We start from the raw sequence: 26549 nt of genomic DNA on the forward strand, positions 1-26549 counted from the left end.
GACTTGCGTGCGATCTCATCAACTCATCACCCGCTGAGTCAGTGCGTCTCCCGTGCGTCGAGCTGCAACTCGAGCGTTCTTGAGCGCCTCAAGCAACTCGGACCGCCGACCGGCGAGCGCTTCAAACGAAGAGACAGCACTCTCACTCGGGGAGACCAGATCAATATTGATTCCTTCGATGCCGAGGGCCCGAAGCGTACGGATGCTCTTCTCTGGCTCCTGAGCCCCGGATGCGATTGGAACTGCCCCCTCAGTGAGAGCAAGAATCAACACGTGCAGCCGATCGCTGATCACAAAACACGATTCTGAATACAAGGAGCGAAGCTCGTTCTCAAGAATCCTGTGATCGCTTCCATCCCAGAGCACCACGTCGCCACCAAACTCGTCGGCAAGTGACTGGGCCAACTCATTGTCGACCTCAACCTGGCTCACGAAGGTCGGCCGAAGGGCAAGTGCTTCAGCGACGACACCGATTTGGGAGCGCCAAGCTGGAGTCGGCCACTCCTTATCGCCACGAAGCGACACTGTGATGCGATCTCCTGGGGATCTCTGGGCCAGTTCTCGGTCGTTCGTTCCCTCGAGAACTGCCCAGTCGGGGGTCACGCTTCCGACGCCTACCTGGTCTCGACTCCAGGAATCACGCCAGCTCACAAAGCTCGCCGCCCGTGCATTGATCTTCAACGGCAGGAGGAATCGGCCCTTTGGCTTCCGAAGTCCCACCCCGGCTTGGTAAACGCCGCCCCGCCTCAAGGACGATGTAAGAGCGACGAGCGTGTTGGCGACGCGCATGGGAATACTTCGACGGTCTGCGATCGCTTCTCCCGCACTCATGAAGAGATGCGTCTTACGTATAAGGCTAGATTTTAACGCAGCCAGATACCAGCCGGTCAGAGACCGGTACAGCACGTCCTCATGGCCAAAGGTGAAACTCGAGAGATACTCCGGCCCACACGCACCCACATACACGTGCAGCGGCTCCGCTGTTCGCACAGCATTGAACATGCCACGCCTGAGAACCGAGTCACCAAGGTTATGCTCTTGCCCTTCGACCCAGAAGAAGATGCGCCTACTCATTAAGATCTCGCCTTCGCGCCGATACGCATGTCGTGGTAGGCGAGGGCAAGCCTCAGCGCGGGCGTGTAGAACACCGGCGCATATCGAATCACTGCCATCTCGGCCCCCACGCGTCGATTCATACGCAAGATCCTCGAGACATTGATCGAACGTGAGTGCGCATGAGCGATGCTCAGCCCCGCGCGGCGGACCTCCCGCGGCGTACGCTGGCGAACCGGGACGAATGCTGCCGCGTGGATGAGGAATCGGGCCTTGAACAAGTCGAGGGAGTCACGGCTCCCGACTCCGAGGCGCAAAGCGGATTCCACCAAAGCCTTGTGGCCGTACTCGAAGTTGCTGAAGTTGACTCGTTTACCTCTCGTGATCGACCCCTCACGCTGGATGTAGTGGTAGAGCACGTTCGGGATCAGACGGACACCTTGAAGTCGCGGAAGCAAAGCGGCGAGCCCGCTGAAATCGGACTGCGAGCTGAGCGGAGGGAACGGAGCCTCACCCAGCGCTGTGCGACGAATGAGCTTGCTCCAGAGGTATCCGTGAATACGTCCCTCGAGCATGAGTTCCGCGTACGCGGCTGCTGAGATCTCGCGCAGATCGTCGACGCCATCCACTACTCGCACGTTCGTATCTGGTTCGATCCAGTAGTCCGCGCGGCACTGCACGAGGTCTACGCCGTCGCTATTCGAGGTGAGCACCTCCAGGATGGACGGCTCCCACTTGTCGTCGTGATCTACGAACCATATGAACTCACCGCTCGCAGCGCGGACGGCCTTGTTCCTCGACTCGGCAACTCCGAGATTCTTCTCATTGCGAAGCAGGGTGATGCGTCCATCTCCCTCGATGAGGGGCGCGATTGCGGCGCTGGTCCCATCTGCTGAAGCATCGTCGATAATTACTGCTTCGTCGTCAGCCCCAAGCGTCTCTTGCAGCTTCGAGACGAAAACGTCCACGTACTCGGCTGCGTTGAAAAGCGGTGCAATTACCGTGACTCGCGGATGGCTCATACTGATCCTCTTGTGTATCTCGTGTATTCAGCAAGAACCGGGCCGAAAACGGCGTCCTCGGTCGCATGCTCCTGCGTGTACGCGAAGGCCTTCTCTGCCAGCGCTCGGGACCGCGCGCGATCCTGTAACAGTGAGGCGAGCTCAGCTCCGAAGCTCTCGTCAGTCTCTTCTGGCTCGACTGCGATCCCACGGCCCTCGCCGAGTAGCTCGCCCATTCCCCCAGTACGGGGGCCAATTACGGGCCTCTTCCGCGCGAAGGCCTCCAACACGACGAGACCGAGCCCCTCCCACTTCGATGTCATCAGAAGAGCATCCGATCGGTCGAGCTCACCGACGACGTCGTTCGATTCTCCAAGGAATGTGACTGGGCTGTTGAGACGAGACGCGAGTTCTCGTGCTTGTGTCAGATGGCTGCCGGTACCCAGCCACACTGCCTCAACGTCTACCAGTTGCCGAGCTGCAGCCACCACGCGCACGAAGCGCTCTGGGTCCTTCTGCTCCTCAAGCCTGCCAATGCCGAGCACTCTGAATGGGGGGTTCGGAGAAGCTGACAGTTCGGCCGACGGCTCCGCAGAGGTGTGGAAGGGTACGCCTCCCACTACCGTTACCGCAGCGGCCGGTCGTTTGTAAACGTCTGTGACCATTCGCTTCACCTCGCCGCTGACCGCGAAGATCCGGCTCGATCTGAAGGACAGCTGCTTGACACCAACGTTTGGCAACGTGTTGTGTGCGTGCTCAACCACGGGAGTCGAAGTGATCTTGCCAACGATGTGGCAAACAAGAGCGTCGTGCCGCTGATGAGCGTGCAAGGCGATTGGACGCTCAGTGCGGACGATGCCGAGGAGCTGAATGACCTCGCTGAGGATGCTCAGCTTCGTGTTCTTCTCCGACCAGCGAACGTTGCGCGGAATCTGATCCCGCAGGGGGCCGTCCGCGCTTACAAGAGAGACCTGATACCCGTGTTCGGTGAGCCATCCGCTCAGCATGAGGACGACACGCTGCAGACCACCACTGTTCAGGGTGTTGAAGACGTGCACCACGTGAGGGCGTGCGTCTTTTGGCCTAGGCATTGATCACCCTGAGGCGTGCGGCGCGGTCAAGAGCAGCGAGCAAATCGCCGTCAGCTTCCACCGCGGTTCCGACGTTGAGGTCTTTCACCAGGGTCGTGATCTGTTCCTGATGGTTGTCGACGTGCTCGCCGCGTTCTTTGCGGCGAGGGACCACCACCGGGTGGATTCCGTCTTGAAGCAGCGAGAGTATAGTTCCGACGCCCGCGTGAGTGACAACGACGTCTGCAGCTCGATATTCTCGCTCGAAGTCGTCAGCAGACATGTAGTCGTAAACGTCTCCGGGCAGGTCATCCCGGCCCGTCTCACCGAGTTGCCAGACCCAATGGATGTCGGGGCGAGCTTCCCTGAGAAGGCCGTCGATCAGGGAATCGAACCGATACGGACGAATTGTTCCAAGCGTCACGAAGACTCGACGAGGCGCCGCCTGATCAACGCGATCTCCCGAGCGGAACTGAGACAGAACGGACGGGTACTGAATCCAGCGATCAGTTTTCCAAGCTGCGTGTTGAGTCCTGAGCTCGGCGAACCGACCGGCCGCCATGAGACGTCCCGTCAATGAGGGGCCCTGAATTCTCGAGACACTCTCGATGTAGTACGTGGGGACCCCCCGCCAGCGCATCTGTGGCAGGACCGCAGCTGCGAGGGCCGCCCCTGTGCTCACGGCAAGATCAAACTGGTCATTCCCAAGTCGACGGCTGACAATTCGATGGGCCAGAGCGGTTCCTTTGAAGTCTCGAGGCGACACATAGGGAACATGCACGACGTTCTTCCCACTCAGCAATGACCGACTCTGGGGGGAATCAAAGGTCACCCAGACGGAGTCTGAGGTGGCATTCATGCGTTCTGAGAGCTTGCGCAGCTGGGCGAGGTGCCCGCCCGTAGAAGCCGCAAAAAGTATGCGGCGCGGCTCCGACGTGTTCTCGAGAACCTGGCGGTCTTGCAACTGGGCTCGTTTGATCATGCGGGGGAACCTTTATTCGAGAGCGAGATTCAGCGATGTGGGGGGCTTCTCGGCGCTTGAGGTTCAGCGCCAGAGTTCCGTGGGGAACGCTTCGAGCAGTGGTTGGGGCGACCACTGCAGAGTCGGTGCTCCTGAGAGGTCGATGGCTTGTTCCACCGATTCACCGATGCTGGGCAATCTGCGACCGGTGCCCTCGTAATAGTCCTCGTACTTGAAGAGGGGCTCTGACCCAGCACGTACGAGCCGGGCAGGCACGCCGAATGCCTCGGCGACGACAATGCCGTGCAGCGACGAACCTACGACCAGTTCACTGCTGGCAATCCGCTTGATGATGGAATGCAGATCGCCACGTGGGTTGACGGCTCGTGGATCGTTCTTGAACGTCGGCCAGTCGTGAAGATTCGGAACGATCGTGACACCCGAACGCGGCGCGTTCTTGTGCTCAGGAAAGAGTTCCGGGACCAGGAGCCCCGGGTCACCGTACGTCTCGGGGACGGCGATCCCGTCGGCAATGAGCCGCGACCGAGTAAGCGGACCGCGCACAGCGCGGACGTCGAGTCTCGGAAAAACCGAATCCACGTCAATCGACTTGCCATTGACGCCCGTTCCCCAGATGAAATCGCCTGGCTCAGCCAGTCGCATAATCGATCCGACAGCGAGGAGGCGGGGGCTGCCCGTTGCGTGCGTTGCCTGGCTCTTGTCGCGCTGCCGGACTAGGTGTCTGACAATCAGAGGGCCGAGGAGATCCCCGAAGTTGTTGACTGGCTTCCGCAGACGGACCACGCGACCGATCGGTCCGGATATCGCGAGCTTGCGCGGGTTCCAGTGAACGACGTTGACGCCAGCTACGACGTCAACATTCTCCACGTTCTTCGATCCTGGCACGGGGAACTGACCTACTTGCGTGAGTCGCGCGTTGCGCGCGTTCGGCTACTGACGATCGGCATCTGTCCGGTGCCGATCTTGCGGTACTCGGTCATGGGGTTTCCCGACTCATCCGTCCCGTAGTAGGCGCCGTATGCACCGTAGGAACCGTAGGCGTAGGAGTCAGGGCCCTTGGTCGGAACCTTCGTGACGACGATTCCCGAGACCTCGGAGCCAATGCCCTCAAGCTGGGCGACCGCGCCGGCGAGCGCCGAACGTGGGGTCTGCCCGCTCGCGACGACGAGGAGCGTGCCATGGGCGAGCTCGCTCAGCACCGCACCATCGGTAACGAGCAGCAGCGGGGGCGCATCGATGATGACGTAGTCGTGCTCGGCGAGCAGCTGGTCGTGGACCTGCTGCATGGTGTGCGAACCGAGCAGCTCGCTTGGGTTCGGGGGGATGCGACCAGCAGGAAGCACGTAGAGGCGACCGCGGCCCCAGCGCTGCAGGACGTCCTTCGGCTCGGCTCGTCCGCTCAGGAGGTCGGTCAGACCGACCGAGCCGTCGACACCCATGGTCGTTGCGACCTTCGGCTTGCGGAGGTCACCGTCGACCAGGACAACCTTGGCGCCCTGCTCGGCAAGCGCGATCGCGATGTTCGCGGACGTCGTGCTCTTGCCCTCGGAGGGGAGCGAACTCGTCACGACGAAGCTGTGGCGAGTGTTCTCGATGTCCATGAAGCGCAGGTTCGTGCGCAGGGCACGGTAGGACTCGGCCTTGGGGCTCTTCGGCTCCTCGTGCACGATGAGCGGGCGCTTACCTGCATCCGGGTCGAACGTGATCGTGCCGATGATCGGACGATCCGTGATCTGCTCGATGTCGTGCGTGCTGCGGATTCGAGTGTCGATGACCTGCCGCAGGAAGGCCACGCCGAGACCAAGAAGCAGTCCGAGCGCGCTCCCGACCAGTATGTTGATCGGCACACGTGGGCTGATGGGTTCCCCAGGAACCGAAGCCGACTGGACGGGCTCGATCTTCACGAGGCTAGGGGCGGAACCCTCTGGCTTCTCAAGCTCATCAACGATGACCGAGATGAAGTTGCTGGAAACCGAGTTGGCCAGGTTTGCCGCCATCTGCGGGTCTTCGTCAGTGACGGAGACCTCGATCACGACCGTGTTCACCTGGTTGCTTGCCTTGATCTTGGCTGCCAACTCAGCAGGTGTGAGGTCAAGTCCAAGCTCTTCGATGACTCGAGAGGTCACGATCTCCTTGTTCACGACGGTGGTATAAGACTGCACCGCCTGCCGAGCAAAAGTCGTTCCTTGGTTCAGCGCCTGCGCCTCGGTCCCGTCAGAGGAGCGCACTGAGACGTAGAGCTCCGCGGTCGCGGAGTACTTCGGAGTCTGCAGAAGTGAGACTCCGGCGCCCCCTGCCACACCGGCAAGGACGCAGATCAAGATGATGATCCAGTTTTTGTGCAGGATTCGCAGGTAGTCGCGCAGTTCCATAAAGGTCCGTCCGTGTGTCTCTTGCGCTCGTGCCGCTGCCGCTTTCGCGGCTGGCACGAAACGGGTGGCTCGCGGTGCGGAGCGCAGGGGGTATCTCAGGCAAGCTGGGGCGAGCCCGGCCTCATACTACTGGTGTGATGTTATTGGGCTGTAAATTCGTGAAATGTGATCAATCAGTCGCAGAGTGACCACACTCTGGCGCAGAGCGCGGATCAGCCGCCGATTTCCACGGGCAGGCCCGCGTCGACCGCGTTCGCGATCAGCTGGTGCCCCGCGTCGTCCGGGTGCAGGCCGTCGAGCTCGAAGTACTGGAACTCGTCCTCGAAGAGGTGACCGACGTCGAGGTACTGGCCGCCGACGGAAGTGACGTCAGCCTCGATGAGCTCGCTCGTGAGCGTCAGCTGCTCGGGGTAGGCGGTGCTGACCCAGAACGGCGAGACCGCGAGGATGCGAGCATCCGGTAGACCGGCGCGCAGGTCGGTGAAGACCGACTCGACGCCGAGCTCCTGGTCGAGCTCCGACATGTTCAGGCCACCGGAGACGATGACCACATCGGGCTGGGCCGCGATCGCCTCTTCGACCTGGAGCGCGTAGGAGTTCCACTCCTCGAGGCCCTGGCCGTAGCTCGCGCCGCTCACACCGAGGTTCAGCTCTTCCCAGCCGTTGGCCGCAGCCAGCAGGGTCGTCCAACGCAGCGACGGGTCGCTCGCGCCGACACCCTCGGTGTAGGAATCGCCGATGAACGCGACGGTCAGGCCGGTGCCCGCAGGGGTCGCCGAGGGTGCCGAAGCGGATGGACCACCAGCGGAGCTCGTCACCGAACCGGTGTCTTCTGAGCTGGAGATCGTAAGAATAGGTTCTGCGCCAGCCCCCGCGGGGGCCTCACGTGGCATGAACGCCAAAGCCACCAACGCGACCGCAGCGAGAGCCACGACCACGAGCAGTGTCAGCTGGGGCCAACGACGCGCACTCTGGTTGCGTGTTTTCATTTCCATGTGATCGTACCGGCCCAGCGGCCAAGCTGATACTCCCCTGGGAACTTGCAATCTCCTCGACACGCTGAAATCCGCGGGATTTAGCCCCGAAAATGGTCCGAACTTTGTCTCGATTCGCCATGTTCCTGCCCAAAAAACCCGGAAGTGTAGCGTCGAGACACGGCGAGACGGGGAACTCATGGCAATACATGACGCGGCGAGACGGCCCGCGGCGACCCTCCCCCGACGCCGCGAACGCTGGATCGACATCATCCGCGGCGCCGCCATCCTGCTCGTCATCGCGAACCACGCCATCGACGTGCCCATGCACATCGCCGACGTCGCCCCGGGCACCATCATCGACGACCTCACCCTGTACTTCGCGCCCTTCCGCATGACCTCGCTCATGCTGCTGTCTGGGCTCCTCCTCCCCCTCGCCCTCGCCAAACCGCGCGGCCGCTACTACGCCAGCAAGCTCCGCACCCTCGCCTGGCCCTACGTGCTGTGGCTCGTCATCTTCTGGGTCGCCACCGAGAACGCGACCGAGTGGATGCGCCCGGACGGCTGGATCACCCGCAGCTGGCTCTGGTTCATCCTCTGCCTGTTCCTCGCCTACCTCGCCGCACCGCTGCTCACCCGGATCCCGACCCCGTGGTTCGCCGCCGTGCCGGTGACCCTCTGGCTGCTGAGCATCGCCGCCCCGGACGGCACCCTCTTCGACCTCGCCTACTACGGCGGCTTCTTCTTCGCCGGCTACCTCGTCGCCGAGAACCGGCACCTGCTGCGCCGCTTCGACACGACGCCCACGATGCTCGCGCTCCTCGCCGGCAGCTCGCTCTTCGCGGCCATCCTCGTGCTGCAGGAGCACGGCCTGGCCCTCGGCGGCGCAGAGACACCAGCCACCGACGACCACGGCGCCATCGAGCGCTTCGACCTCATCTGGGTTCCCGTCGTGCTCGCCGGAATCGCAGGCACCATGCTGCTCGCGAGACGCGTCCGCGGAGCACTCGACGACGCTCGACAGTCCGCGCTCTCCCGCGCGCTGCAGTACGTCGGCCGCAACTCGATCGTCTTCTACCTCATCCACTATCCGCTGCAGATCGTGGTCGTGAAGTTGCTCGACTCCTGGGGCGTCACCGCGCAGCCCGTGATGATGACCGCGTGCATCCTGGCCGCACTTGCCGTATCGTTCGGCGCTGTCGCACTCCGCCGCCGCAGCCGCGTCGTGGATGCGCTCTTCGTCTTCCCGAGAAGAGAGAAGCTGAGCCCGGCACGAGCACGGTGACCCCCAACCGCGCCCCGTCTGAAAGCCCGATGACCACACCAGCCCACACCCTCGCGCCCACCGAGCGGCCGTCGCCTCGAGGCCCATCGCGCCAGGCGACCCCGCCCGCCTCTGGCCGCGAGCACTGGATGGACCTCGTGCGCGGTGCCGCGATCCTGCTCGTCGTCACCTTCCACGCCAGCGCGATCCCCATCTTCCTCACCGACGTCGCGCCGACGAGCTTCATCAACGACCTCAACACGTTCTTCGCCCCCTACCGCATGAGCACGCTGCTGCTCCTGTCGGGCATGCTGCTCGGCCGCTCCCTCGCGAAGACCGGCGCCACCTACTACGTGGGCAAGCTGCGCACGCTGCTCTGGCCCTACCTGGTGTGGGGCACGATCTACTGGCTCGTCACCATGCAGGACGGCTGGACGCAGCCCAGCAACTGGATCGCCCTCAGCTGGCTGTGGTTCATCTTCTACCTGGCCATCTACTACCTCGTCGCCCCACTGCTCACGCGCATCCGCGGCCCATGGTTCCTGGTCGTCCCACTCGGCCTCTGGGCACTCAGCGCGATCCTCTCCACCCGCGGGATCGGCCCATTCGTCCCTCTCGGAGACCTGGCCTACTACGGCGGCTTCTTCTTCGCCGGCCACCTCATCGCGCAGTACCGCGGCCAACTCGCGCGCATCGAGAAGTTGCCAGTGCTCATCGCCTGCACGCTGGCAGCCGCCGCCTTCGGGGCCCTGCTCATCGGCCAGACTCACGGCACCTACTTCGGCCTCGACGGAGCACTCCGTCTTGTCTCCGATTCCAGCTCGACCGCACCAAGTGACGGATCCCTCACCGCAGCGACCCGCCTCATCGATCGGTACGAGCTCGTGTGGATCCCCGTCGTGCTCGCCGGCGTCGCAGCCATCATCATGATCACGCGGCGCCTTACCGGCGCGACGCGCGGCCGCGACGGCGACAGTGCTCGCTGGCTGCAGTACATCGGCAGGAACTCGGTGGTCTTCTACGTGGTCCACTACCCAGCGCAGATCATGATCACCTCGTGGGTCGGCGACTGGGGCATGCTCGACCCCACCTGGATGCTCATCATCAACACGGCCGTCGCCATGGGCCTCAGCTACCTGTTCTGCTGGCTCCGGCAGTGGCCGGCAGGTGACGCCGCGTTCGTGTTCCCCAAGCTCCGCACGAGCGGGCGACCCACTACGCCTTGAGCGGAGCCCCGTTGCGCTCGAAGCCCGACCAGGCGGACGTCACCATGTCATCGAGCGTGTACTGCGCGGTCCAGCCGAGCTCGTCCTTGATCCGGGATGCATCGGCCACCAGCAGTGCAGGGTCGCCGGGGCGGCGCGGAGCCACCTCGGGCGCGAACGACAGGCCGCTCGCGCGGCGCACCGCATCCACCACCTCGAACACCGAGTAGCCCTCACCGCGGCCCACGTTGTACTCGGCGGAGACCGGCGTGCCCGCAGCGATGGCATCGAGCACCGCCAGGTGCGCATCCGCCAGGTCGACGACGTGCACGTAGTCGCGCACGCACGTGCCATCCGGAGTCGGGTAGTCGTCGCCGAACACCAGCGGCGCCTTGTCCTCCGCGAGCTTCTCGAAGATCATCGGCACGAGGTTCAGGGCGAAGCGGTCGGCCAGCTCGTCGCTGCCAGCACCGGCGACGTTGAAGTAGCGCAGCGAGACGGCGCTGATGCCCGCGGCCTTCGCCGCGGCCTGCACAAGCCATTCGCCGGCGAGCTTCGTCTGCCCGTACGGGTTGATGGGGTTCTTCACGTCCGACTCACGGATCGGCTCGTCCGAGCCCGTGCCGAGTCCGTAGACCGCCGCCGACGACGAGAAGACGAGGCTCTTGACGTTCGCCCGCTGCATCGCCTCGAGCACGTTCGCGAGGCCGCCCATGTTCTGCTGGTAGTACCACGCGGGCTTCGCGACCGACTCGCCCACCTGCTTCTTGGCGGCGAAGTGGACGACGCTCGTCACCTCGAGCGCCTGCATGATGTCCGCCAGCGCATCCGCCGCACCCGTCGTCGAGATGTCGAAGTCGAAGTGCGGCGTCGCGCCCACCTTCTCCGCCGTTCCCGTCGTGAGGTCGTCGACGACGACCACCTTGTCGCCGCGCGCCTCGAGGGCCGCGAGCACGTGAGCGCCGATGTAGCCGGCGCCGCCGGTGATGAGCACAGTCATGGAGAATCCCCTCAGAGGTGCGCCAACGACCCGCTCCTGCGCGCCGTTGCCGATGTCGTCGAGCCCGCCGAAGCACGCCCTCCGACATTGTGGCAGTTCTCGGAGCCGCCCGGGCCGACCGCGGCCAACTTGCCTGACCGAGCACCCAAACGAAGCGAAACGATCACCGGCAGCGACTCAGCCCTGCCGGGCCTTCATGCGCGGGTTCTTCTTGTTGATGACAAAGACGCGGCCACGACGACGCACGATCTGCGCACCAGGGACCTTCTTCAGCGCCTTGAGCGAGTTGCGAACTTTCACGAGAACCTTCCTTCTTGAGAATGTTTCTCATTAGACTAGCCCCATGACCTCCGATCGACCAAGCGCCCAGACCGTCACCAGCTCACTCGGCCTGACCCTCGTCAGCGGGCTCGAGACCTCGGGCCGGCAGCTCGTCACCGCACTCATGTGCGGGGAGCCGAGCGGACCGACGCCCGTCACGGAGTTCGGCGACGAGCAGACGAACGCCCTGGAGCTCGGCGTCGACATCGCCGACGACCTCCTCCGGCAGGCCGCGGACGGGCGCAGGGGCAACATCATCGTCGAGCTCTCCTCCGACGCCGAGACGCAGGGCGTCGGTCTGGCGATGGACCACGTCATCGCCGAGGCACGCAGCAACCCCTCCGTGCCGGATACCGACGACGTCACCGTCGGCGCCAGAGAGTTCATCACCGTCGCGAGCGTCGCCGACATCCGCCGGCTCCTCTTCCAAGAGGGCACGCCGTTGCCAGAAGACGCCGACACCTCCGCCACGCTCGCCGCACAGCTCGAGTTCGCCACCATCGTCGTGCTCACCGGAGCCGACGCTCACCCCTCGGGCCTCGTCAGCGAGACCTGCACGCTCATCCAGCAGCTGAACCCCACCGCGGTCATCACGACCCCGGCCGCAGCCCGCGACCTCGGCAGGCACCTCAGACCGATCCGACCAGGACTCGCCCATCAGCTCGCCTCGACCGCCGGCTGGATGCTGCGCCTCGACGACCGAACGCACTTCCCGCCAGCACGCGGCCACATCGACTGCACCGTCTTCACCGAGCCGCGCCCCTTCCACCCGGAACGCCTCGCCGCCGGACTCGCGAACCTCACCCCCGACCAGGTCGGGCTCATCACCCGATCACGCGGACACTTCCGGCTCGCCAACAGGACAGATCACGTCGGCGACTGGTCGAGCACGGGAGGCAACATCCAGCTCGGAGCATCCGGCGTCACGAGCGCTGACCCCGACGCGCCCCTCGGCACCTCGATCGCCGTCTTCGGTCGACAGCTCCGCACCGACGCCATCGCCAGCCTGCTTCACGACTGCGCCCTCACCGACGAGGAGCTCATCGCGGGCCCCAACGCCTGGCGCGACTACGCCGACCCGTTCCCCGGATGGGAATGACGGGCCGACCAGACTCACCGCCAGCCCCTCCGAGACCGGCCTGCGCGTGACCGCCCTCAGCGCGCGGAGAGCGGGAGGTGCATCTCGAAGGTCGTGCCGCTGCCGACGGTGCTCGACGCCTCGAGGCGCCCACCGTGCGCCTTCACGATCGCGAGCGTGATGTTCAGGCCGAGACCCACGCCGGGGACCGCCTGCTTCGTCGCCGTCGTCGCGCGGAAGAACTTCGTGAAGAGGCGGTGCATCTCCTCCTCGGGAATGCCCATACCGGTGTCCGAGACGTAGACCACGACCTCGTTCCCGTCACGCCGCACGCCGACACGGACGACGCCGCCCTCAGGAGTGAACTTCACCGCGTTCGAGATGAGGTTGTCGATCGCCTGCCCGAGCCGCATCGCATCCCCGGCGAGGACAACGTCCTCACCGCCGGCCTCGCCGACCACTTCGACCGACGCCTGTGCGGCACTCGGCAAGGCCGTCTCCAGGGAAAGCCGCACGACCTCCCCCAGACGCACCGGCGAGAACTCCATCGGCACCTTCCCAGCGTCGACCTGCGCGACGAAGAGCAGGTCGCCGACCAACGACAGCAGGCGGTTCGCATTGCGCTCCGCGACGTCCAGATAGTGGCGCTGCTCGTCGTTCAGCGGGCCGCTCTCCTCATCTCGGGCGAGCTCGAGGTAGCCGAGGATCGAGCTCAACGGCGTGCGCAGCTCGTGCGAGATGGTGCCCACGAACTCGTCCTTGAGCCGAGACGCCTCGTTGACCGGCGTCATGTCGTAGGCGATGAAGATGTGGCCGACCGTCTCGCCATCCGGCGTCTTGCGAGGAGCACACGTCATGAGCGCCGGCATGGGCTCGTCCTCCGTGCGCACGAGCTCGACCAGCGTGCCGGCCTGCTCGTTGCATCCCGCGATCTCGACCAGGCGCCGCAGCAGACGGTTTCCGTCCTCGTCCTCATCCCCCTCGCCACGGATCGCGGACGCTGAGACCTCGGAGAGGAACTCCGTCACATTCCGTGTGCCGACGACCTCAGACGAAGTGGGACCGAGGAGATTGCGCGCCCCGGGGCCCCACGCCACGATCGTCCCGTCGAGTTCCGTCACGATGGCGATCTCGTGCACCGCCGCGTTCCAGACGCTCCGGTTGAACGCCTCCGAGGCGCGCAGCTCACGGGTGGCCACCTCTCGGGCCTTCTCGCTCGCCTGCACCTCCAGCAGGCGGCGCTCACGCTCGTCGGCGTAGAGCCTGGCGCTCTCCACCTGCACCCTGGCACGGTGTGACATCTCGTTGATGACGCTCGCGATGACCGCGAACACCAGCGGAGTGAAGACGATCCGCAGGATCTGCGGGTCATTCCAGGGCGCCGTCCCGATGAGGTACGGAATCGCGAGCGTCACCAGCAGCGTGCCGATGGCGCACCAGATCGCTCGACGCCCGGGCTCCGTCGCGATGAAGATGAGCGGCAGGAGGATGAGGGATGTGAACATCGACAGTGCCCCACCGGTTCCCGCGCGGAACAGGCCAAGCGCCAACATCGAAGCCATGGGGAGGAGCAGCCGCGTGCACGGCGGCGCCGTGTCCCACGGAACCAGGAACGCGGCCCCCGCGAGTGCGACCACGATCACCACACCCGTCCACGCCGGAACGGGCTCCGTGATCATGGCGCCCGGAACGAGGAGGATGGCACCGAGGGCTATCAGCAGGCCGAGCACCGAAGCGAGCTGACGGATGGCAGGAGACGTCGTGTCGACCGTGAACTGGCCGAACGGACTCTTCACCGAGACGCTCATGACCGGACCTCCCTGAGCTTCGCGACGAGACTCGCCAGCGAGAAGGGCTTCGTCAGATAGTCATCTGCGCCCGCCGCCTCACCAGCCTCCTGCGCCACGACATTGGCATTGGCCGAGACGATGATCGCGTGCGCCCGAACGTCGCCCTCCTGGGCGCGCACACGCGCGAGCACCTCGAGCCCCGACAGTCCGGGCATGGAGACATCCAGGAGCAGCAGCTCGGGCGCCGACTCCACGGCTGCCCGCAGCGCGTTCACCCCGTCGCCGTACGAGCCGACGATCTCGAAGCCGGCCCGCCTCGCGGCGGTCTCGAGCAGGAAGCGGATGTCATCGTCGTCATCCGCGATCACCACCCTCGCCGCCATCAGGCGCGCCTTGCACGTAGACGCGCGACGAGTCCCTTGACCTGCTTGCCCGTGAACGGCTTCGGGAGCACATCGTCCGAGCTCGGGTAGTCGGACTCGTCGAGCACCGAGGAGATGACGATCGCCACCTCGGGAACCAGCTCGCAGATTCGCTCGCGCACCTCCCAGCCACTCCCGACCCCCAACAGCAGGTCGATCACCGCGACATCCGGTACCTCGACGCGGATGCTGGCAAGGGCCTCGTCGAGCGTCGCCGCCGACTTCGCGACGCACCCCGCCTTGCGGAACTGCGTGCGCAGCAGCTCGCGCTGGTCGGCGTTGTCGTCGACGATCAGCACCCGCAACTGGTCAGCGCTCACAGGAAGAACACCTCTCTCACGACAACCAGCACTGCGACGCCCACCAACGCCAGCGTCGCCTGCAGGTACAGGCGGTTCTCCGCTCTGGCGTCGCGCTTGATCTCCTCGGTCAGACGGCGTTCACCCAACTCGCTCATGCCAGCACGGCTCCGCTCTTCTCCGTCTTGTCCCAGGTCATCGCGGCGCCGCGCGCCTCCTTGATGTAGGAGTCGAACGTCACCGCGCAGAGAATCGGCCCGTAGCCGATGAGGTAGACGAGGATGGGATTCACCACCCGGCCGAACTTCGTCGAGTCGATCAGCTTCATGCCCCACGCCGCGACCATGCACAGCGAGATCCAAGCGAAGATCGCCAGATTCCACGCGTCGTATCCGCCCTCGGTGAGCGTCAGACCGAACATCGCCGGGATGCGCTGCTCGAACAGGCCGGGGAAGAACGCCGCCAGCAGCACGACCATCGAGATCAGCCCGGGGAAGAGCAAGACCTCACGCCACGCCACCCTGCCCACCTTCGGATCGAGCTGTGCGGCGAACAGCATGATGTACACGTATGCACAGCCCACCACGATCCAGAGCGCGCGGAACACGAGCATGGCAAGCGGCGAATCCATCAGGTACAAGCCGATGAGGCCCACCGACGAGAGCAGCATCAGCACCGGCAGCAGGAACACGCTGAACCAGAAGAGGCCGAACGAGATCGTGCCGAGCTTGTGCTCCTTCGACGGGCGGAACCAGAGGTGGCTGTACCGCTTCGTCAGCTGCACGTTGCCCCTGGCCCAGCGAAGCCGCTGCTTCCAGAGATCCCCGACGTGACGCGGCTCCTCAGCCAGCACGACAGCGTGCGGCTCGAACACCACCTTGCGCCCCGAAAGCTGCGTCTCGAACGTCGTGACCGTGTCCTCCGCCAGCGAGCTCGTGTCGATCTGCCCGCCGATGGCAAGCAGGTTCTCGCGCGAATGCAGCTGCGCACCGCCAGCAAGGCAGGCCAGCGCCCCGAGCACATTCTGCGCACGACGGCTGCCGACCTGCGACAGGACGTACTCGAACGCGATGAACCGCGTCAGGTAGTTCTTCCGGAGGCTCCCCTCGCTGATGTACGCCGTGACCGACCCCACCTCGGGGTCCGCAAGATGCCTCGTCATCTTCCGCATCGAATCCGGAAGGTAGATGACGTCGGCGTCCATGATGAGCAGCGCCTGCATCCAGTCCTCGCTGAGCACGCGGCGGAGCCCGTGGTTCAAGGTGTGCGCCTTGCCCTCCCCGCCCTTCTCGCGACGAAGGTGGAAGACCCGGCCCGGGTAGCGAGCGGCACGCTCGAGGACGACGTCAGGGGTGTCGTCCGTCGACGCGTCGTCGACGACGTACACCCTGAGCCGCTCCGGCGGGTACTCCAGAGCCATGAGCCGGTCGATGGACCCGCCGATCACCGCCCCCTCGTTCCACGCCGGGACGACGACGGCCACGTTCGGCAGGTACGGCGCAGCCTTCTCGTAGTGGTTGAAGCGAGCGTGCAGCGGCACGATGAGGAACTGGTAGGCCATCGTGAAGGCCGGAACAGCGCCGATCGCGACGAACACGACGAAGATCGTCGCCAGCACCGCACCGCCGATATCGAGCCAGGCGTCGGCGCTCACGCGAGCCCCCCGGCGTCCGACGAACCGAACGCGGGCACCTCCGCCAGCAGCTCGCGAACGCGGGCATAGACGCCGACGTCGGCTGCACGGTGGCTATCCGTCGAGGCGACCAGCGTCGCACCCTCCGCGAGAGCCGCCTCGATCGCCCGCGCACTCGGGCACACCCACTTCTCGTTCACCTCGATGGAGGTCCCCGTCTCGCGCGCGGCAGACGCCCACGCCGAGAGCTGCTCCGCAGAGAGCTGAGACTCGTCGATGCCCACCTTGGGAAGGATCGAGAACGGATGCGCCAGCTGCGCACCGCCACCAGCTGCCCGCATCGCGGCGATCGTCGCCCCGATCAGCAGATCGAGCGCATCCTCGACCGCAAGACCAGCCGCCAGACGCTCCCGCGTCTCACGCGGCGACCACGGGCCATCCGGACCAGGGAACTGATGATCGGCGATGACGATGCCATCCACCCCGCCAGTCCCCACCCGCAGGTCGCTCGGCACGTCGAGCGTGCCCCGCGCATCCATGATCTTCGCCTCGACGCCGATCACCAGCTCGACCCCGGTGGTGCGCCTCGCCGCGACGACCGCAGCCACGAAGTCCGGCACCCAGGCCGTATCGCCGCGCACGTGATCGGTCGCCCGCATCGTCACCAAGCCGCGCTGCTCAGCGGCACGGACGTTCGCCGAGATGGGACTCTCCGCGTCATCCGAGAAATCGGAATGGACATGCCAGTCGCCGAGCAGCAGCGCTTCGAGACCGGGACCCGCCTGCGTGTCAGTCACGAGCGAGAACTTCGTCAAAGGGCAAGAACACATCCTCGAGGAAGCGGACATTCGCGACCTCACGGAACTCGACGCGCGACGGAACCGGCCGTTCGAGCGCGATATCCACCGCGAGCGACGGCATATCGACGCCGGCCGCGATCGTCAACGGCATGGCGCCCGAGAACCTCGGGTTGATCTCCAGCAGCGCGGGGCGACCGTCGGTGCTGTACCGCAGCTGCACGTTCGCCACCCCCACGAGCCCGGCCGCACGGGCGCACGCGGCAGCCGTCTCCTCGAGCTCAGCGCGGTGCACCGTGCGACCCGCAACCGCCACGCCGGAATCGACGCGAGCACGCAGACGAGGAACCGCCGCGATCGCCTGACCGTCGGCCCCCATCACGACGTCGACGGAGAACTCGTCGCCCGGAAGGTTCTCCTGGATGAGCAGGGCAGCGTCGCGCGTCTTCGCCTCGAGCTCCTCCCGCGAATGCACGAGGTGCACGCCACGAGAGCCCGCACCGCTGCGAGGCTTCACGATGACCGGGAACACCCAATCGCGCGCGATGCCCTCGTCGTCGAGCAGAGCGGTGGCAGGCACCAGAGCGTGCGGCTCGCACGCCTGCACCAGCAACCACTTGTCGAGGCAGGTCGCGAGCGCCTCCTCGGAAGGCGCGGCAAGCACCGCGCCGAGCTCAGCGCGCCGCGCCGCGAGCGGCGGGAGCTCCACGTCGACGGTCGACACGAGCACGTCGATGCCGTCGGCGGCGACCAGGTCGATCAGCGCATCGCAGAATCCCTCGGAGAGACCAGGAGGAACGAGCCTCCGGTGCGCCTCATCCACGAGGTACAGGCCACTCGCCCAGCCGTCCATGTCGGCGGCGAACACCTCGAGGTCATCCCGACCGAGGAGGGAGCGGATGACCGCCACCCCAGCCGGCCCACCAGCACCCGTGACCAGGACTCGAAATCTCATGCGCGGTTCTTCTTCTCAGTCTCAGTCGTGCCCAGATTATGCACCGTCGCGAACTCACCGTCGCCGCGCTCCGCAGTGATGCTACTCGCATCCCGGATCACCTCGAGCGGCTCGCTGTAGGTGCCCGTGCCGAACCGCGACCAGTACCGCGCAGCGGAGAGCACGAAGTCCGGCGCCAGGTAGTCGCGAATGTCGGCCTGCGACGCGAAACGCGCGAGCAGATCGAGCTTCATATCCGTGAATCCGTCGATGGTCACGAACCGCGTCGGACGGAAGTCGATCGTCGATGACGGGCTCTGATAGCAGGCCACACTCGCAACCCGCCGACTCGCGACGAGCGTCGCCTCGTGCACGGCACGATGGTCTTGATGCCGGTCATTCCGAGAATGCGTGTAGACGATCGTCGGGTCGGTCTCCGCGATCACCCGCTCGATGATGCCCACCGTCGGGTCATTGTTGGGAATGGCCGTATCCGTGAGGTCCTCGAGGAAGAGACGCGCACCGAGCGACTCCGCAGAGGCAAGGGACTCGTGCTGCCGATCCGCAGCGTCACCGCCCCGCCCGCCGCGAGACAAGGTCAGGATCACGATCGAATCACCAGCAGCCGCGTGCGCCGCCAGCGTTCCGCCGACACCGATCTCCACGTCGTCCGGATGCGCACCGATCGCGAGGACCCGACGGCGCGGGCTGCGCGCCCGCTTGGCCCTCGCCGCCTCGACAAGACGCTGCACCGTGCCCACCAGCAGAGCACCAGGAATCGGCTTCTGCAGGAACTCATCAGCGCGATCGCGGAGGGCGCGCACCGCATACTCCACGGAGGCGTGCGCCGTCATGACGACGACGGGCAGATCAGGCTTGATCTCGCGCAGACTTCCGAGCACCTCGAGCCCGTTCGCCCCCGGCAGCTCGACATCGGTGAGCACCAGATCGGGGTTGAAGTCATTCACGTTCATGAGCACGGCAACCGCGTCCCGAAGCACGCGAACCTCGCACCCGAGTCGCCTCCGAAGCACCGTCTCCAGGAACTCGGCGACGTCGCCATCGTCTTCGATGATGAGAATGCGGTACGAAGCCTCTGGCATAGTCGCCAACAGTAATCGGAAAAGCAATCAGCGGCACCTGCTTCCGGCGATTCTCGAATGCGAGCGAAATACCCGGTGAATACGAAAAAAGAATGCCTATGAACTTGCCGCCATTCTGACCGGGCGAGAGCTCAGCGGCTGCCGTTATGCGGCAACCGCATCCTGCGATGCCGAGGGCTCCTCGCCTCCCGGAGGAATGCGACACCACGACTCCGCGACAAGGCCGACAACAAGCAGCACCACCGCGCCGACGAGCGAGAGCACCGCATGCCAGATGGGCTCCTCAGGCGGCACCGTGCGAGTCAGCGCGAACACCAGGACGCCGAGTGCAACACCCGCCAGCAGCGAGGACGCGAGGCTCGCGGCGCGCGCGAACGCCAGCACCCGGAACGCGTACTGCGGGTCGACACGCTTCCCCTTGATCTCACGTTCTGGCCCACTTGCGCCGTGTTCTTGACGCACGCCGCTGTGCGGTGACCTGTCGCGCTCGAGCCCCGAGGCACGCCGCCGAGACTCGGCATCGCGACGCTCACGCCATAGACGGCGCGTGTACGCGCGGATCGGCCACGCGAGCCACAGCAGCAGCCCCGCGAGCACCACAAGCGTCAATGGCATCGTCAGCGGGGGCGCCACGACGGCGCGCCCGGAGGTCACGAGCCACGTCTCCACACACCAGGCCAGCACACCGCCGATGACCCCGAGCCCGACGAGCAGGCCCGGCCTCGTTCTGCTCGCCAAGTTCACTGAGCGATCCGCTCGACGCGATCCTCCGCCGCCGCCCGCAGCTCAGCCACGCTGCCATGAGGGGCGAGCTGCGCGCGCGGATCGACCTCCAACCACGGAGCCAGCACAAACGCGCGCTCGTGCGCCCGCGGATGAGGAAGCACCAGCTCGCCGCTGCTGACCTCACCAGCCACCTGGATGAGGTCGAGATCCAGCGTCCGACTCCCCCAGCGCGTCTCGCGAGTGCGCCCATGCGCATCCTCGATCACATGCAGCGCTTGCAGGAGCTCGGCGGCTGGCAGCTCCGTGTCGACGAGCACCACCGCGTTTCGGTACGCGGGCGCCTCATCGCTGACCCCCTCGAGTGTGAGAGCCGGAGTCTCGTACAGGCTCGAGGCCGCGATGAGCTTCGTGCCAGGCAGCTCGGTGATGCGCTGCAGCGCCGACCTCAGCGTCGCCTCCCGGTCGCCGAGGTTCGCGCCGAGCGCGATCACGGCCTGACGGACCCGCTGCGTCGGCACAGCGGGCGCGACGTTCGGAGCGCCCCCGGAGCCGATCACGATCGCCGCGTCCGACGCCGTTCGCGCCGCCGCCGCTGCCGCCGCCTCACGGGCGTGGAAGTCGTCCTCCGCGCTCGCCGACACCGCGTGGGCCGCCGACGACTCGAGGTGATCGCCCCGCAGCGTCGGCCGGTGCCGGAGGATGCTCACCGCCACGTCCTCGAAGTCCAGCGCGACCGGCGCCTGCGGCTTGTGCACCGTGATGCGCACGGCCACGGCATCGTCGAAGCCGAACGTGGCCGACGCGAGCCGCTCCGCCAGCGTCTCGATGAGATCGACCGGCTCTCCCGTCACGATCGCGTGCAGCGCGTGCATCCACTCGCCGTAGTGCAAGGTGTCGCCGATGTGGTCGCTCGACGAAGCCGCCGCCGCATCGACCCACGCCTCCGCGTCGACATAGAAGTCCTGACCATCCCGGCGCTCGTGATCGAAGACCCCGTGATGCCCGCGCGCGTGCATGCGCGTGATGAGGATGCGGTCGAGCTCAGGCTCCGGGGCGCCAGGCAGACGAGCCGCCGCCGAGGGCGCTGCCGCAGTCGGGGTCGGAGCGCCGGGAGCGCCCGACCCCGCACGCGCCGCCCCACCAGACGCCAGATCAACACCGCTGCCGCTCGCATCCGCGACCCGTTCGCGCGTGAACGCGTGCTCGTGCGCCTGCCCGCCGGCCGCGACCGAACGGGCCGCCCGCACCTCCGCACCGCGCCGCCGATCGAGATCCGGCTCGTGCCCGCTCATATGGTCAGTCATCCTGTGCTCCTTCACGCCAGGAGGCGACGACATCCAACGCCACCCGGTTCGCCTCGACATTGTGGACACGCACGCCCCAGATGCCCGCCTTCGCCGCCAGCGCCGTGATGACCGCCGTCGGCAGGTCACGCTCCGTCACCTGCGCGTCAGACCGCAACATCTCACCCGTGAAGCGCTTCCGGGAGGCGCCCACGAGCAGCGGATGCCCGAGGGCAACGAACTGCTCCAGCTCGCGCAGCACCGCCCAGTTGTCGTCCCTGCGCTTCGCGAACCCGAGGCCCGGATCCAGGACGATCTGAGACTCGTCGAGGCCCGCCGCGACTGCGCGGTCTCGCGCACCGGCCAGCTCGGCCAGGATCTCCGCCGCCGGGTCGCGGTAGTCGGCGAGCTCGTTCATGCGCACCGAATGGCCACGCCAGTGGCTCAGGATGAACGGGCTCCGACTCTCGGCGACCACCTCGAGCATCGCCGGGTCGGCCAGACCACCGGACACGTCGTTGACGTACTCAGCGCCAAGCGCGAGCGCAGCCGCCGCCGTCTTCGCGTACATCGTGTCGATGCTCACCAGCACGCCGAGCGCCGCCAGCTCCTTGACGACCGGCAGCACACGGGCGGCCTCCTCCTCCTGAGGCACCCGCACCGCGCCCGGCCGCGTCGACTCGCCGCCGACGTCGATGATGTCCGCCCCCTGGTCGACGAGCTCCCGAGCGCGGCGCATGGCCCGCTTCGTGCGGCGCTTCTCGCTGAACAGGTCCTCGAACCTGCCACCGTCGCTGAACGAATCCGGCGTGATGTTCAGGATGCCGAGGATGCGCGGGCGCTTCGGGATAGCCGGCTGCAGCAGGTTCGTGAAGCGCTGCGGCAGGGCGAAGGGCCTCGTGTTCGTCGTCACCGGACCAGTGTCGTCGGCCTCATCGGCGTCGCCTGGTGTCGGATCGAAGCGGGCACGAGGCTGCGCCGTCGGAGCTGCGCCAGCGGACGGCACGGAGCTGGCGACCGCGTCTGCGGAAGCGGAAGCGGATGCGGAAGCGGCTGCGGGCGGCGCTTCCGCAGCCGAAAGATCGGCGCCCTCATGCCCCTCCGCTGCCGGAGCCTCGAACGCCAGCGACTGCTCGGATCCCGAGGCATCCTGCCCGACGAGGAGCGGCACGTCGTCCTCGCCCGCCGTCGAGAACGAGCCGCGCACCGGATCGAACCGGGCCCCACGCAGCACATGCCCCTGCACCACAACCGGCTGATCTGATCCGGCAGCCCCCGCCGGCACCTCCGAGGCCACGATGACCGGCACCTGCGAGTGCGAGCCGATCAACGCCATGATCTCCGCCCGAGCCACCGGCTCCGACAGTTCCCCGCGCGCCGAAACCGTCACCACGGTGCCAGCCTGCTGGCGGGAGCCGCGAAGACCCGCACACGCGTGACTCGCCTCGATCACCGCAAGGGCACCACGCGCATCCAGCGCCGACATCATGACGTCGACAAGCTCGTCGCCGAGGCGCTCCTGCAGCGTCGGGCGCGCGGAGAGCGTCTCCAGCATGCGGTGCAGACGACCGAACCCCACGATCGACGCAGACGGCACGTACGCGAGATGCACACGCCCCGAGAACGGCAGCAGGTGATGCTCGCACACTGACCGGAACGCGAGATCGCGCAGCACAACAGGCTGCGACACTCCCCCGGGCCCAGCCACGCCCGCATCCTCCTCGAAGGGCGACTCGATCTCCGCGACCGGGAACCTCGCACTCGCGAGCGGCCCGCGCGCATCCACACCGACACCGCCGAACAGCTCGAGCGCCGCCTCAGCCACACGGACCGGCGTGCGCTCGAGCCCAGGGCGGTCGGGGTCTTCACCGATCGCCGACAGGAACTCGCGGACAGCCGCCTGAGCACGCACCAGGTCGATGCGCCCCACCGACCCCGAATCGATGTCGTTCATCTGCAAGTCCTCACTCCGCGTGGCCCGCGGCGCGGGTCTGGTTCCATCCTCCCGCTAAATGAACCCCATGCGCACCCCCGGCCTCGCCGCGCGCGTCACACTCAACCCGGCCGCCCGGTCACCCAGCCGCGGCCACGGCCACAACACAGCGGCGCGGCCGAGCGAGTCTCGATACCAGACGAGAAGCCGCAGAACTGAGTACCGCCGCCGCACGCCGTCAGTGTTCCCTGAGCGAGGCCCCGTCAGGTTGACATTCCCCGGTGGATCTCGAGATGGTCGAAGGACCGATGCGCCACAGGGGCGCATGCAGAGAGACGGAGGAACGATGAAGAAGTTCACGACCCTTGCAGCACTCAGCACCCTCGCCGGAGCCGCCTTCGTCGGGCTCGCAGCACCAGCCCAGGCGACAGAGGCGACGGCAGCGACGCCCGCCGCGGTCTCGCAGACCGCCGCAGCCGAGCTGACGGCCTACAAGCTCAGCGACAACCAGCTCGGCCTGTCCTCCGCCGACTACACCTTCCAGGTGCAGGCGGACGGCACGGCGACCGCGACGCAGAACGCGAGCGGCACCGTCGAGACCCTCCCCAGCACCACGACCGACGCCAACGGAGCTACCGTTCAGCTCCAGTACGAGCTGACGGACGCCGGTGAGGTGCTCGTCAACATCGTCGACCCGAACGCCCCAGAGGCGAGCACGGCCGGCGCCGAAACCCGCGCATTCAACCCGGCCCAGTGCGCACTCGGGACCGTCGGCGGCGCAGGAGCCGGCGCTGTCGCCGGCGGACTCGGCGGAGCAGCCGTCGGCACCGTCACCCTCCCCGTCGTCGGAACCGTCGGCGCAGGAGCGGTCGGCCTCATCGGCGGCGGCGTCTTCGGCGGCATGACCGGTGCCGCAGCCTCCTGCTTCGGCTGACACGCACGCCGTCTCTGCGCTGAGCCAACCCACCGACGAGCAAAGGAGTCACCATGACAAGCGACCGGCCCGGCTTCCGGAGCTTCGCATCCACCCCACTCGCCATCGCGCTGTGGGTCGTCACCGTCGGCGCGACCGCGCTCTTCCTCGCGCTCGGCTGGAACCTGCTGCAGATGGGCATCCTCATCGTGCCCCTGACGGCCGTCAGCATCGCCGTGACCGTCTCCGCGCTCAAGAAGGCGAGAGGCGGCACCGGTTGAGCCGCGACCCGCGCACCGCGTGAGACCAGCCCTCTGACGAAGAATGCAGGCTCCCGATCTTGGGAGCCTGCATTCTTCTCGCGCTACGTGTCGCTCACCGTGCGGCGTGCGACACGGCGTGGGTTCTAGAAGCCCAGCTCGGCTCCGCCATCCTGCGCATGCTCGATCGGGTCCATCTGGTCGACCGGGATGTGCGGCTTCAGCGGCACCGGTGGCAACGCGCTCACGGGACGGTCGGGGCTCGACAGCCACTGCGGGCGCTCCGGGAGCTTCCGGACGGGCTTGAAGATCTCGTCGAGGCGAATGTGGTCGAGCGTCTCCTTCTCGAGGAGCTCCGCCGCGAGCTGGTCGAGGATGTCGCGGTTGTCGTTGATGACCTTCCACGCCTCGTCGTGGGCCTGCTCGATGAGGAGGCGCACCTCGCGGTCGACGGTCTCCGCAACCGACTCCGAGTAGTTGCGCCCGGCTCCCGCCTGCTGGCCGTACACCGTCTCGGCCGACGACTCTCCGAGCTTCACCGAGCCGACGGATGCCGTCATGCCGTACTCCGTGACCATCTTGCGGGCCGTCTTCGTGGCCTTCTCGATGTCGTTCGACGCCCCCGTCGTGGGGTCGTGGAAGACGATCTCCTCGGCAACGCGGCCGCCCATCGCGTACGACAGCTGGTCGAGGAGCTCGTTGCGGGTGACCGAGTACTTGTCTTCCAGCGGCAGCACCATCGTGTAGCCGAGCGCGCGACCACGCGGGAGGATCGTGATCTTCGTCACCGGGTCGGTGTGGCGCATCGCCGCGGCAGCAAGCGCGTGCCCACCCTCGTGGTACGCCGTGATGAGGCGCTCCTGGTCGTTCATGACACGACTGCGACGCTGCGGGCCGGCGATGACACGGTCGACCGCCTCATCCAGCGCCTCGTTGTCGATGATCTGCGCGTTCGAGCGAGCCGTGAGCAGGGCCGCCTCGTTCAGCACGTTCGCGAGGTCTGCACCCGTGAAACCGGGCGTCTTGCGGGCGATGACACGGAGGTCGACGTCCTGCGAGAGCGGCTTGCCCTTGGCGTGCACGCCGAGAATGCGGGCGCGGCCGTCGAGGTCGGGGGCGTCCACGCCGATCTGCCGGTCGAAGCGACCAGGACGGAGCAAGGCCGGGTCGAGCACGTCCGGGCGGTTCGTCGCGGCGATGAGGATGACGTTGGTCGACCCATCGAAGCCGTCCATCTCCACGAGGAGCTGGTTCAGCGTCTGCTCGCGCTCGTCGTTGCCGCCGCCGATACCCACACCGCGGTGGCGGCCGACGGCGTCGATCTCGTCGACGAAGATGATGGCGGGCGAGTTCTGCTTCGCCTGCTCGAAGAGGTCACGGACACGGCTCGCGCCGACACCCACGAACATCTCGACGAAGTCCGAACCGGAGATCGAGTAGAACGGCACGCCAGCCTCGCCGGCGACCGCGCGGGCCAGCAGGGTCTTGCCCGTTCCCGGAGGGCCGTACAGCAGCACGCCCTTCGGGATGCGAGCGCCAACAGCCTGGAACTTGGCCGGCTCCTTGAGGAACTCCTTGATCTCCTGCAGCTCCTCCAGCGCCTCGTTCGCGCCAGCGACGTCGTCGAACGTGACCTGCGGGCTCTCCTTCGAGACCAGCTTCGCCTTCGACTTGCCGAACTGCATGACCCCACGACCGCCGCCGCCACCGAGGCCACCAGCGAAGAGGATCCAGATGAAGAAGCCGATGAGGAGCAGCGGGAACAGGATGCTCACCGCCGAGAGCAGCCAGCTCGGCTGGGGCACGTCGTCGTCGTAGCCGCCAGCGGGAGCAGCAGTGTCGACCGCCGACACGACATCGTCGGCGCGCGCATCCACGAAGTAGAACTGCACGTTCTGGCCGTACTCGGGGTCGGCCTGCGCGAGCTCCATGTCGACGCGGTTGTCGCCGTTCACGATGACAACCTTGTCGGCCTTCTTCTCCTGGAGGAGCTGAAGGCCCTGCTGCGTCGTCACCTCACGGGTGCCGCTGCCGTTGATGAGACTGAAGCCCAGGCCGATGACCAGCACTGCGAGCACCACGATGAAGATCGGGCTCTTGAAAATCTTGGTAACTTGCTTCATAAGTCGAGACTCG

At 66.3% G+C, this 26549-nt stretch carries 26 protein-coding genes; 5 read left to right on the forward strand and 21 right to left on the reverse strand.

From position 1 onward, the window contains the following. Positions 1–18: 18 nt before the first annotated feature. From GV007_RS03865 to GV007_RS03895, 7 genes are all read right to left on the reverse strand, one after another. Complete coding sequence (locus GV007_RS03865; RefSeq protein WP_160071087.1) at positions 19–1074, reverse strand: polysaccharide pyruvyl transferase family protein; 1056 nt, start codon at positions 1072–1074, stop codon at positions 19–21. Beyond that, positions 1074–2075 carry a glycosyltransferase family 2 protein gene (locus GV007_RS03870; protein WP_160071088.1) on the reverse strand — a complete coding sequence of 334 codons (1002 nt, stop codon included), beginning with the start codon at positions 2073–2075 and terminating at the stop codon, positions 1074–1076. The genes GV007_RS03865 and GV007_RS03870 overlap by 1 nt, the downstream gene beginning before the upstream one ends. Next, on the reverse strand, positions 2072–3115 hold the full coding sequence (locus tag GV007_RS03875; protein ID WP_160071089.1) for a glycosyltransferase family 4 protein: 1044 nt from the start codon (positions 3113–3115) through the stop codon (positions 2072–2074). The genes GV007_RS03870 and GV007_RS03875 overlap by 4 nt, the downstream gene beginning before the upstream one ends. 22 nt (positions 3116–3137) lie before the next feature. Further along, a complete protein-coding gene (locus tag GV007_RS03880; protein ID WP_160071090.1) occupies positions 3138–4106 on the reverse strand; it encodes a glycosyltransferase in 969 nt (322 codons plus the stop codon). 63 nt (positions 4107–4169) lie between these two features. After that, positions 4170–4973: a polysaccharide pyruvyl transferase family protein gene (locus tag GV007_RS03885; protein ID WP_160071091.1), complete on the reverse strand. Its 804-nt coding sequence runs from the start codon at positions 4971–4973 to the stop codon at positions 4170–4172. A 29-nt stretch (positions 4974–5002) separates the two neighbouring features. Further along, the gene (locus GV007_RS03890) at positions 5003–6478 is read right to left on the reverse strand and encodes a polysaccharide biosynthesis tyrosine autokinase (RefSeq protein WP_160071092.1); all 1476 of its coding nucleotides are present in this window, start codon (positions 6476–6478) and stop codon (positions 5003–5005) included. Positions 6479–6690: 212 nt separating this feature from the next. Further along, positions 6691–7296 (reverse strand): SGNH/GDSL hydrolase family protein, encoded by a 606-nt coding sequence (locus GV007_RS03895; RefSeq protein WP_160071093.1) that lies wholly within the window; start codon positions 7294–7296, stop codon positions 6691–6693. 355 nt (positions 7297–7651) lie between these two features. On the opposite strand from GV007_RS03895, the gene GV007_RS03900 reads away from it, so the two are divergent. Both GV007_RS03900 and GV007_RS03905 read left to right on the forward strand, forming a co-directional pair. Continuing rightward, the gene (locus GV007_RS03900; protein WP_160071094.1) at positions 7652–8737 is read left to right on the forward strand and encodes an acyltransferase family protein; all 1086 of its coding nucleotides are present in this window, start codon (positions 7652–7654) and stop codon (positions 8735–8737) included. Positions 8738–8766: 29 nt separating this feature from the next. Continuing rightward, positions 8767–9942, forward strand: a complete 1176-nt coding sequence (locus GV007_RS03905; RefSeq protein ID WP_160071095.1) for an acyltransferase — start codon at positions 8767–8769, stop codon at positions 9940–9942. Here GV007_RS03905 and galE read toward each other — a convergent pair. Beyond that, positions 9932–10921: a UDP-glucose 4-epimerase GalE gene (gene galE, locus GV007_RS03910; RefSeq protein WP_160071096.1), complete on the reverse strand. Its 990-nt coding sequence runs from the start codon at positions 10919–10921 to the stop codon at positions 9932–9934. The genes GV007_RS03905 and galE overlap by 11 nt on opposite strands. Before the next feature lie 177 nt (positions 10922–11098). Beyond that, positions 11099–11221, reverse strand: coding sequence for a type B 50S ribosomal protein L36 (gene ykgO / locus GV007_RS03915; protein ID WP_104240281.1), 123 nt, complete (start codon positions 11219–11221; stop codon positions 11099–11101). Positions 11222–11264: 43 nt separating this feature from the next. Here ykgO and GV007_RS03920 point away from each other — a divergent pair, with 43 nt between their 5' ends. Further along, a complete protein-coding gene (locus GV007_RS03920; RefSeq protein WP_160071097.1) occupies positions 11265–12341 on the forward strand; it encodes a GTP-binding protein in 1077 nt (358 codons plus the stop codon). A 56-nt stretch (positions 12342–12397) separates the two neighbouring features. Here GV007_RS03920 and GV007_RS03925 read toward each other — a convergent pair whose 3' ends face one another. The 11 genes from GV007_RS03925 to folP all read right to left on the reverse strand — a co-directional run bounded on the left by GV007_RS03925 (position 12398) and on the right by folP (position 23261). Then, positions 12398–14128, reverse strand: coding sequence for a sensor histidine kinase (locus GV007_RS03925; RefSeq protein WP_160071098.1), 1731 nt, complete (start codon positions 14126–14128; stop codon positions 12398–12400). After that, the gene (locus tag GV007_RS03930) at positions 14125–14493 is read right to left on the reverse strand and encodes a response regulator transcription factor (RefSeq protein ID WP_160071099.1); all 369 of its coding nucleotides are present in this window, start codon (positions 14491–14493) and stop codon (positions 14125–14127) included. The genes GV007_RS03925 and GV007_RS03930 overlap by 4 nt, the downstream gene beginning before the upstream one ends. Beyond that, positions 14493–14852, reverse strand: coding sequence for a response regulator (locus GV007_RS03935; RefSeq protein WP_160071100.1), 360 nt, complete (start codon positions 14850–14852; stop codon positions 14493–14495). The genes GV007_RS03930 and GV007_RS03935 overlap by 1 nt, the downstream gene beginning before the upstream one ends. Continuing rightward, positions 14849–14989, reverse strand: a complete 141-nt coding sequence (locus GV007_RS03940) for a hypothetical protein (protein ID WP_160071101.1) — start codon at positions 14987–14989, stop codon at positions 14849–14851. Before GV007_RS03940 ends, GV007_RS03935 begins: the two co-directional genes overlap by 4 nt. Continuing rightward, positions 14986–16485 carry a glycosyltransferase gene (locus GV007_RS03945; protein WP_236558313.1) on the reverse strand — a complete coding sequence of 500 codons (1500 nt, stop codon included), beginning with the start codon at positions 16483–16485 and terminating at the stop codon, positions 14986–14988. The genes GV007_RS03940 and GV007_RS03945 overlap by 4 nt, the downstream gene beginning before the upstream one ends. Beyond that, positions 16482–17261, reverse strand: a complete 780-nt coding sequence (locus GV007_RS03950) for a PHP domain-containing protein (protein ID WP_160071102.1) — start codon at positions 17259–17261, stop codon at positions 16482–16484. Before GV007_RS03950 ends, GV007_RS03945 begins: the two co-directional genes overlap by 4 nt. Continuing rightward, positions 17254–18216 carry an ATP-grasp domain-containing protein gene (locus GV007_RS03955; RefSeq protein ID WP_160071103.1) on the reverse strand — a complete coding sequence of 321 codons (963 nt, stop codon included), beginning with the start codon at positions 18214–18216 and terminating at the stop codon, positions 17254–17256. The genes GV007_RS03950 and GV007_RS03955 overlap by 8 nt, the downstream gene beginning before the upstream one ends. Then, positions 18213–19298, reverse strand: coding sequence for a response regulator (locus GV007_RS03960; RefSeq protein WP_201297555.1), 1086 nt, complete (start codon positions 19296–19298; stop codon positions 18213–18215). The genes GV007_RS03955 and GV007_RS03960 overlap by 4 nt, the downstream gene beginning before the upstream one ends. A gap of 144 nt (positions 19299–19442) precedes the next feature. After that, the gene (locus tag GV007_RS03965) at positions 19443–20042 is read right to left on the reverse strand and encodes a DUF3180 family protein (RefSeq protein ID WP_160071105.1); all 600 of its coding nucleotides are present in this window, start codon (positions 20040–20042) and stop codon (positions 19443–19445) included. After that, a complete protein-coding gene (folK, locus tag GV007_RS19150) occupies positions 20039–21328 on the reverse strand; it encodes a 2-amino-4-hydroxy-6-hydroxymethyldihydropteridine diphosphokinase (protein WP_160071106.1) in 1290 nt (429 codons plus the stop codon). Before folK ends, GV007_RS03965 begins: the two co-directional genes overlap by 4 nt. Beyond that, positions 21321–23261 carry a dihydropteroate synthase gene (folP, locus tag GV007_RS03975; RefSeq protein ID WP_160071107.1) on the reverse strand — a complete coding sequence of 647 codons (1941 nt, stop codon included), beginning with the start codon at positions 23259–23261 and terminating at the stop codon, positions 21321–21323. The genes folK and folP overlap by 8 nt, the downstream gene beginning before the upstream one ends. 325 nt (positions 23262–23586) lie before the next feature. Here folP and GV007_RS03980 point away from each other — a divergent pair, with 325 nt between their 5' ends. Both GV007_RS03980 and GV007_RS03985 read left to right on the forward strand, forming a co-directional pair. Then, entirely contained in the window at positions 23587–24174 is a 588-nt protein-coding gene (locus GV007_RS03980; protein WP_160071108.1) for a Pathogenicity island protein, read from the forward strand. Between the two features lie 53 nt (positions 24175–24227). Continuing rightward, positions 24228–24434, forward strand: coding sequence for a hypothetical protein (locus GV007_RS03985; RefSeq protein ID WP_160071109.1), 207 nt, complete (start codon positions 24228–24230; stop codon positions 24432–24434). Positions 24435–24559: 125 nt separating this feature from the next. On the opposite strand, the gene ftsH is transcribed toward GV007_RS03985, so the two are convergent. Then, positions 24560–26536 carry an ATP-dependent zinc metalloprotease FtsH gene (gene ftsH, locus GV007_RS03990; protein ID WP_160071110.1) on the reverse strand — a complete coding sequence of 659 codons (1977 nt, stop codon included), beginning with the start codon at positions 26534–26536 and terminating at the stop codon, positions 24560–24562. Between the last annotated feature and the right edge of the window lie 13 nt (positions 26537–26549).

The sequence above is a fragment of the Pseudoclavibacter sp. 8L genome (genome assembly GCF_902506465.1).
Classification (GTDB): Bacteria; Actinomycetota; Actinomycetes; order Actinomycetales; family Microbacteriaceae; genus Pseudoclavibacter.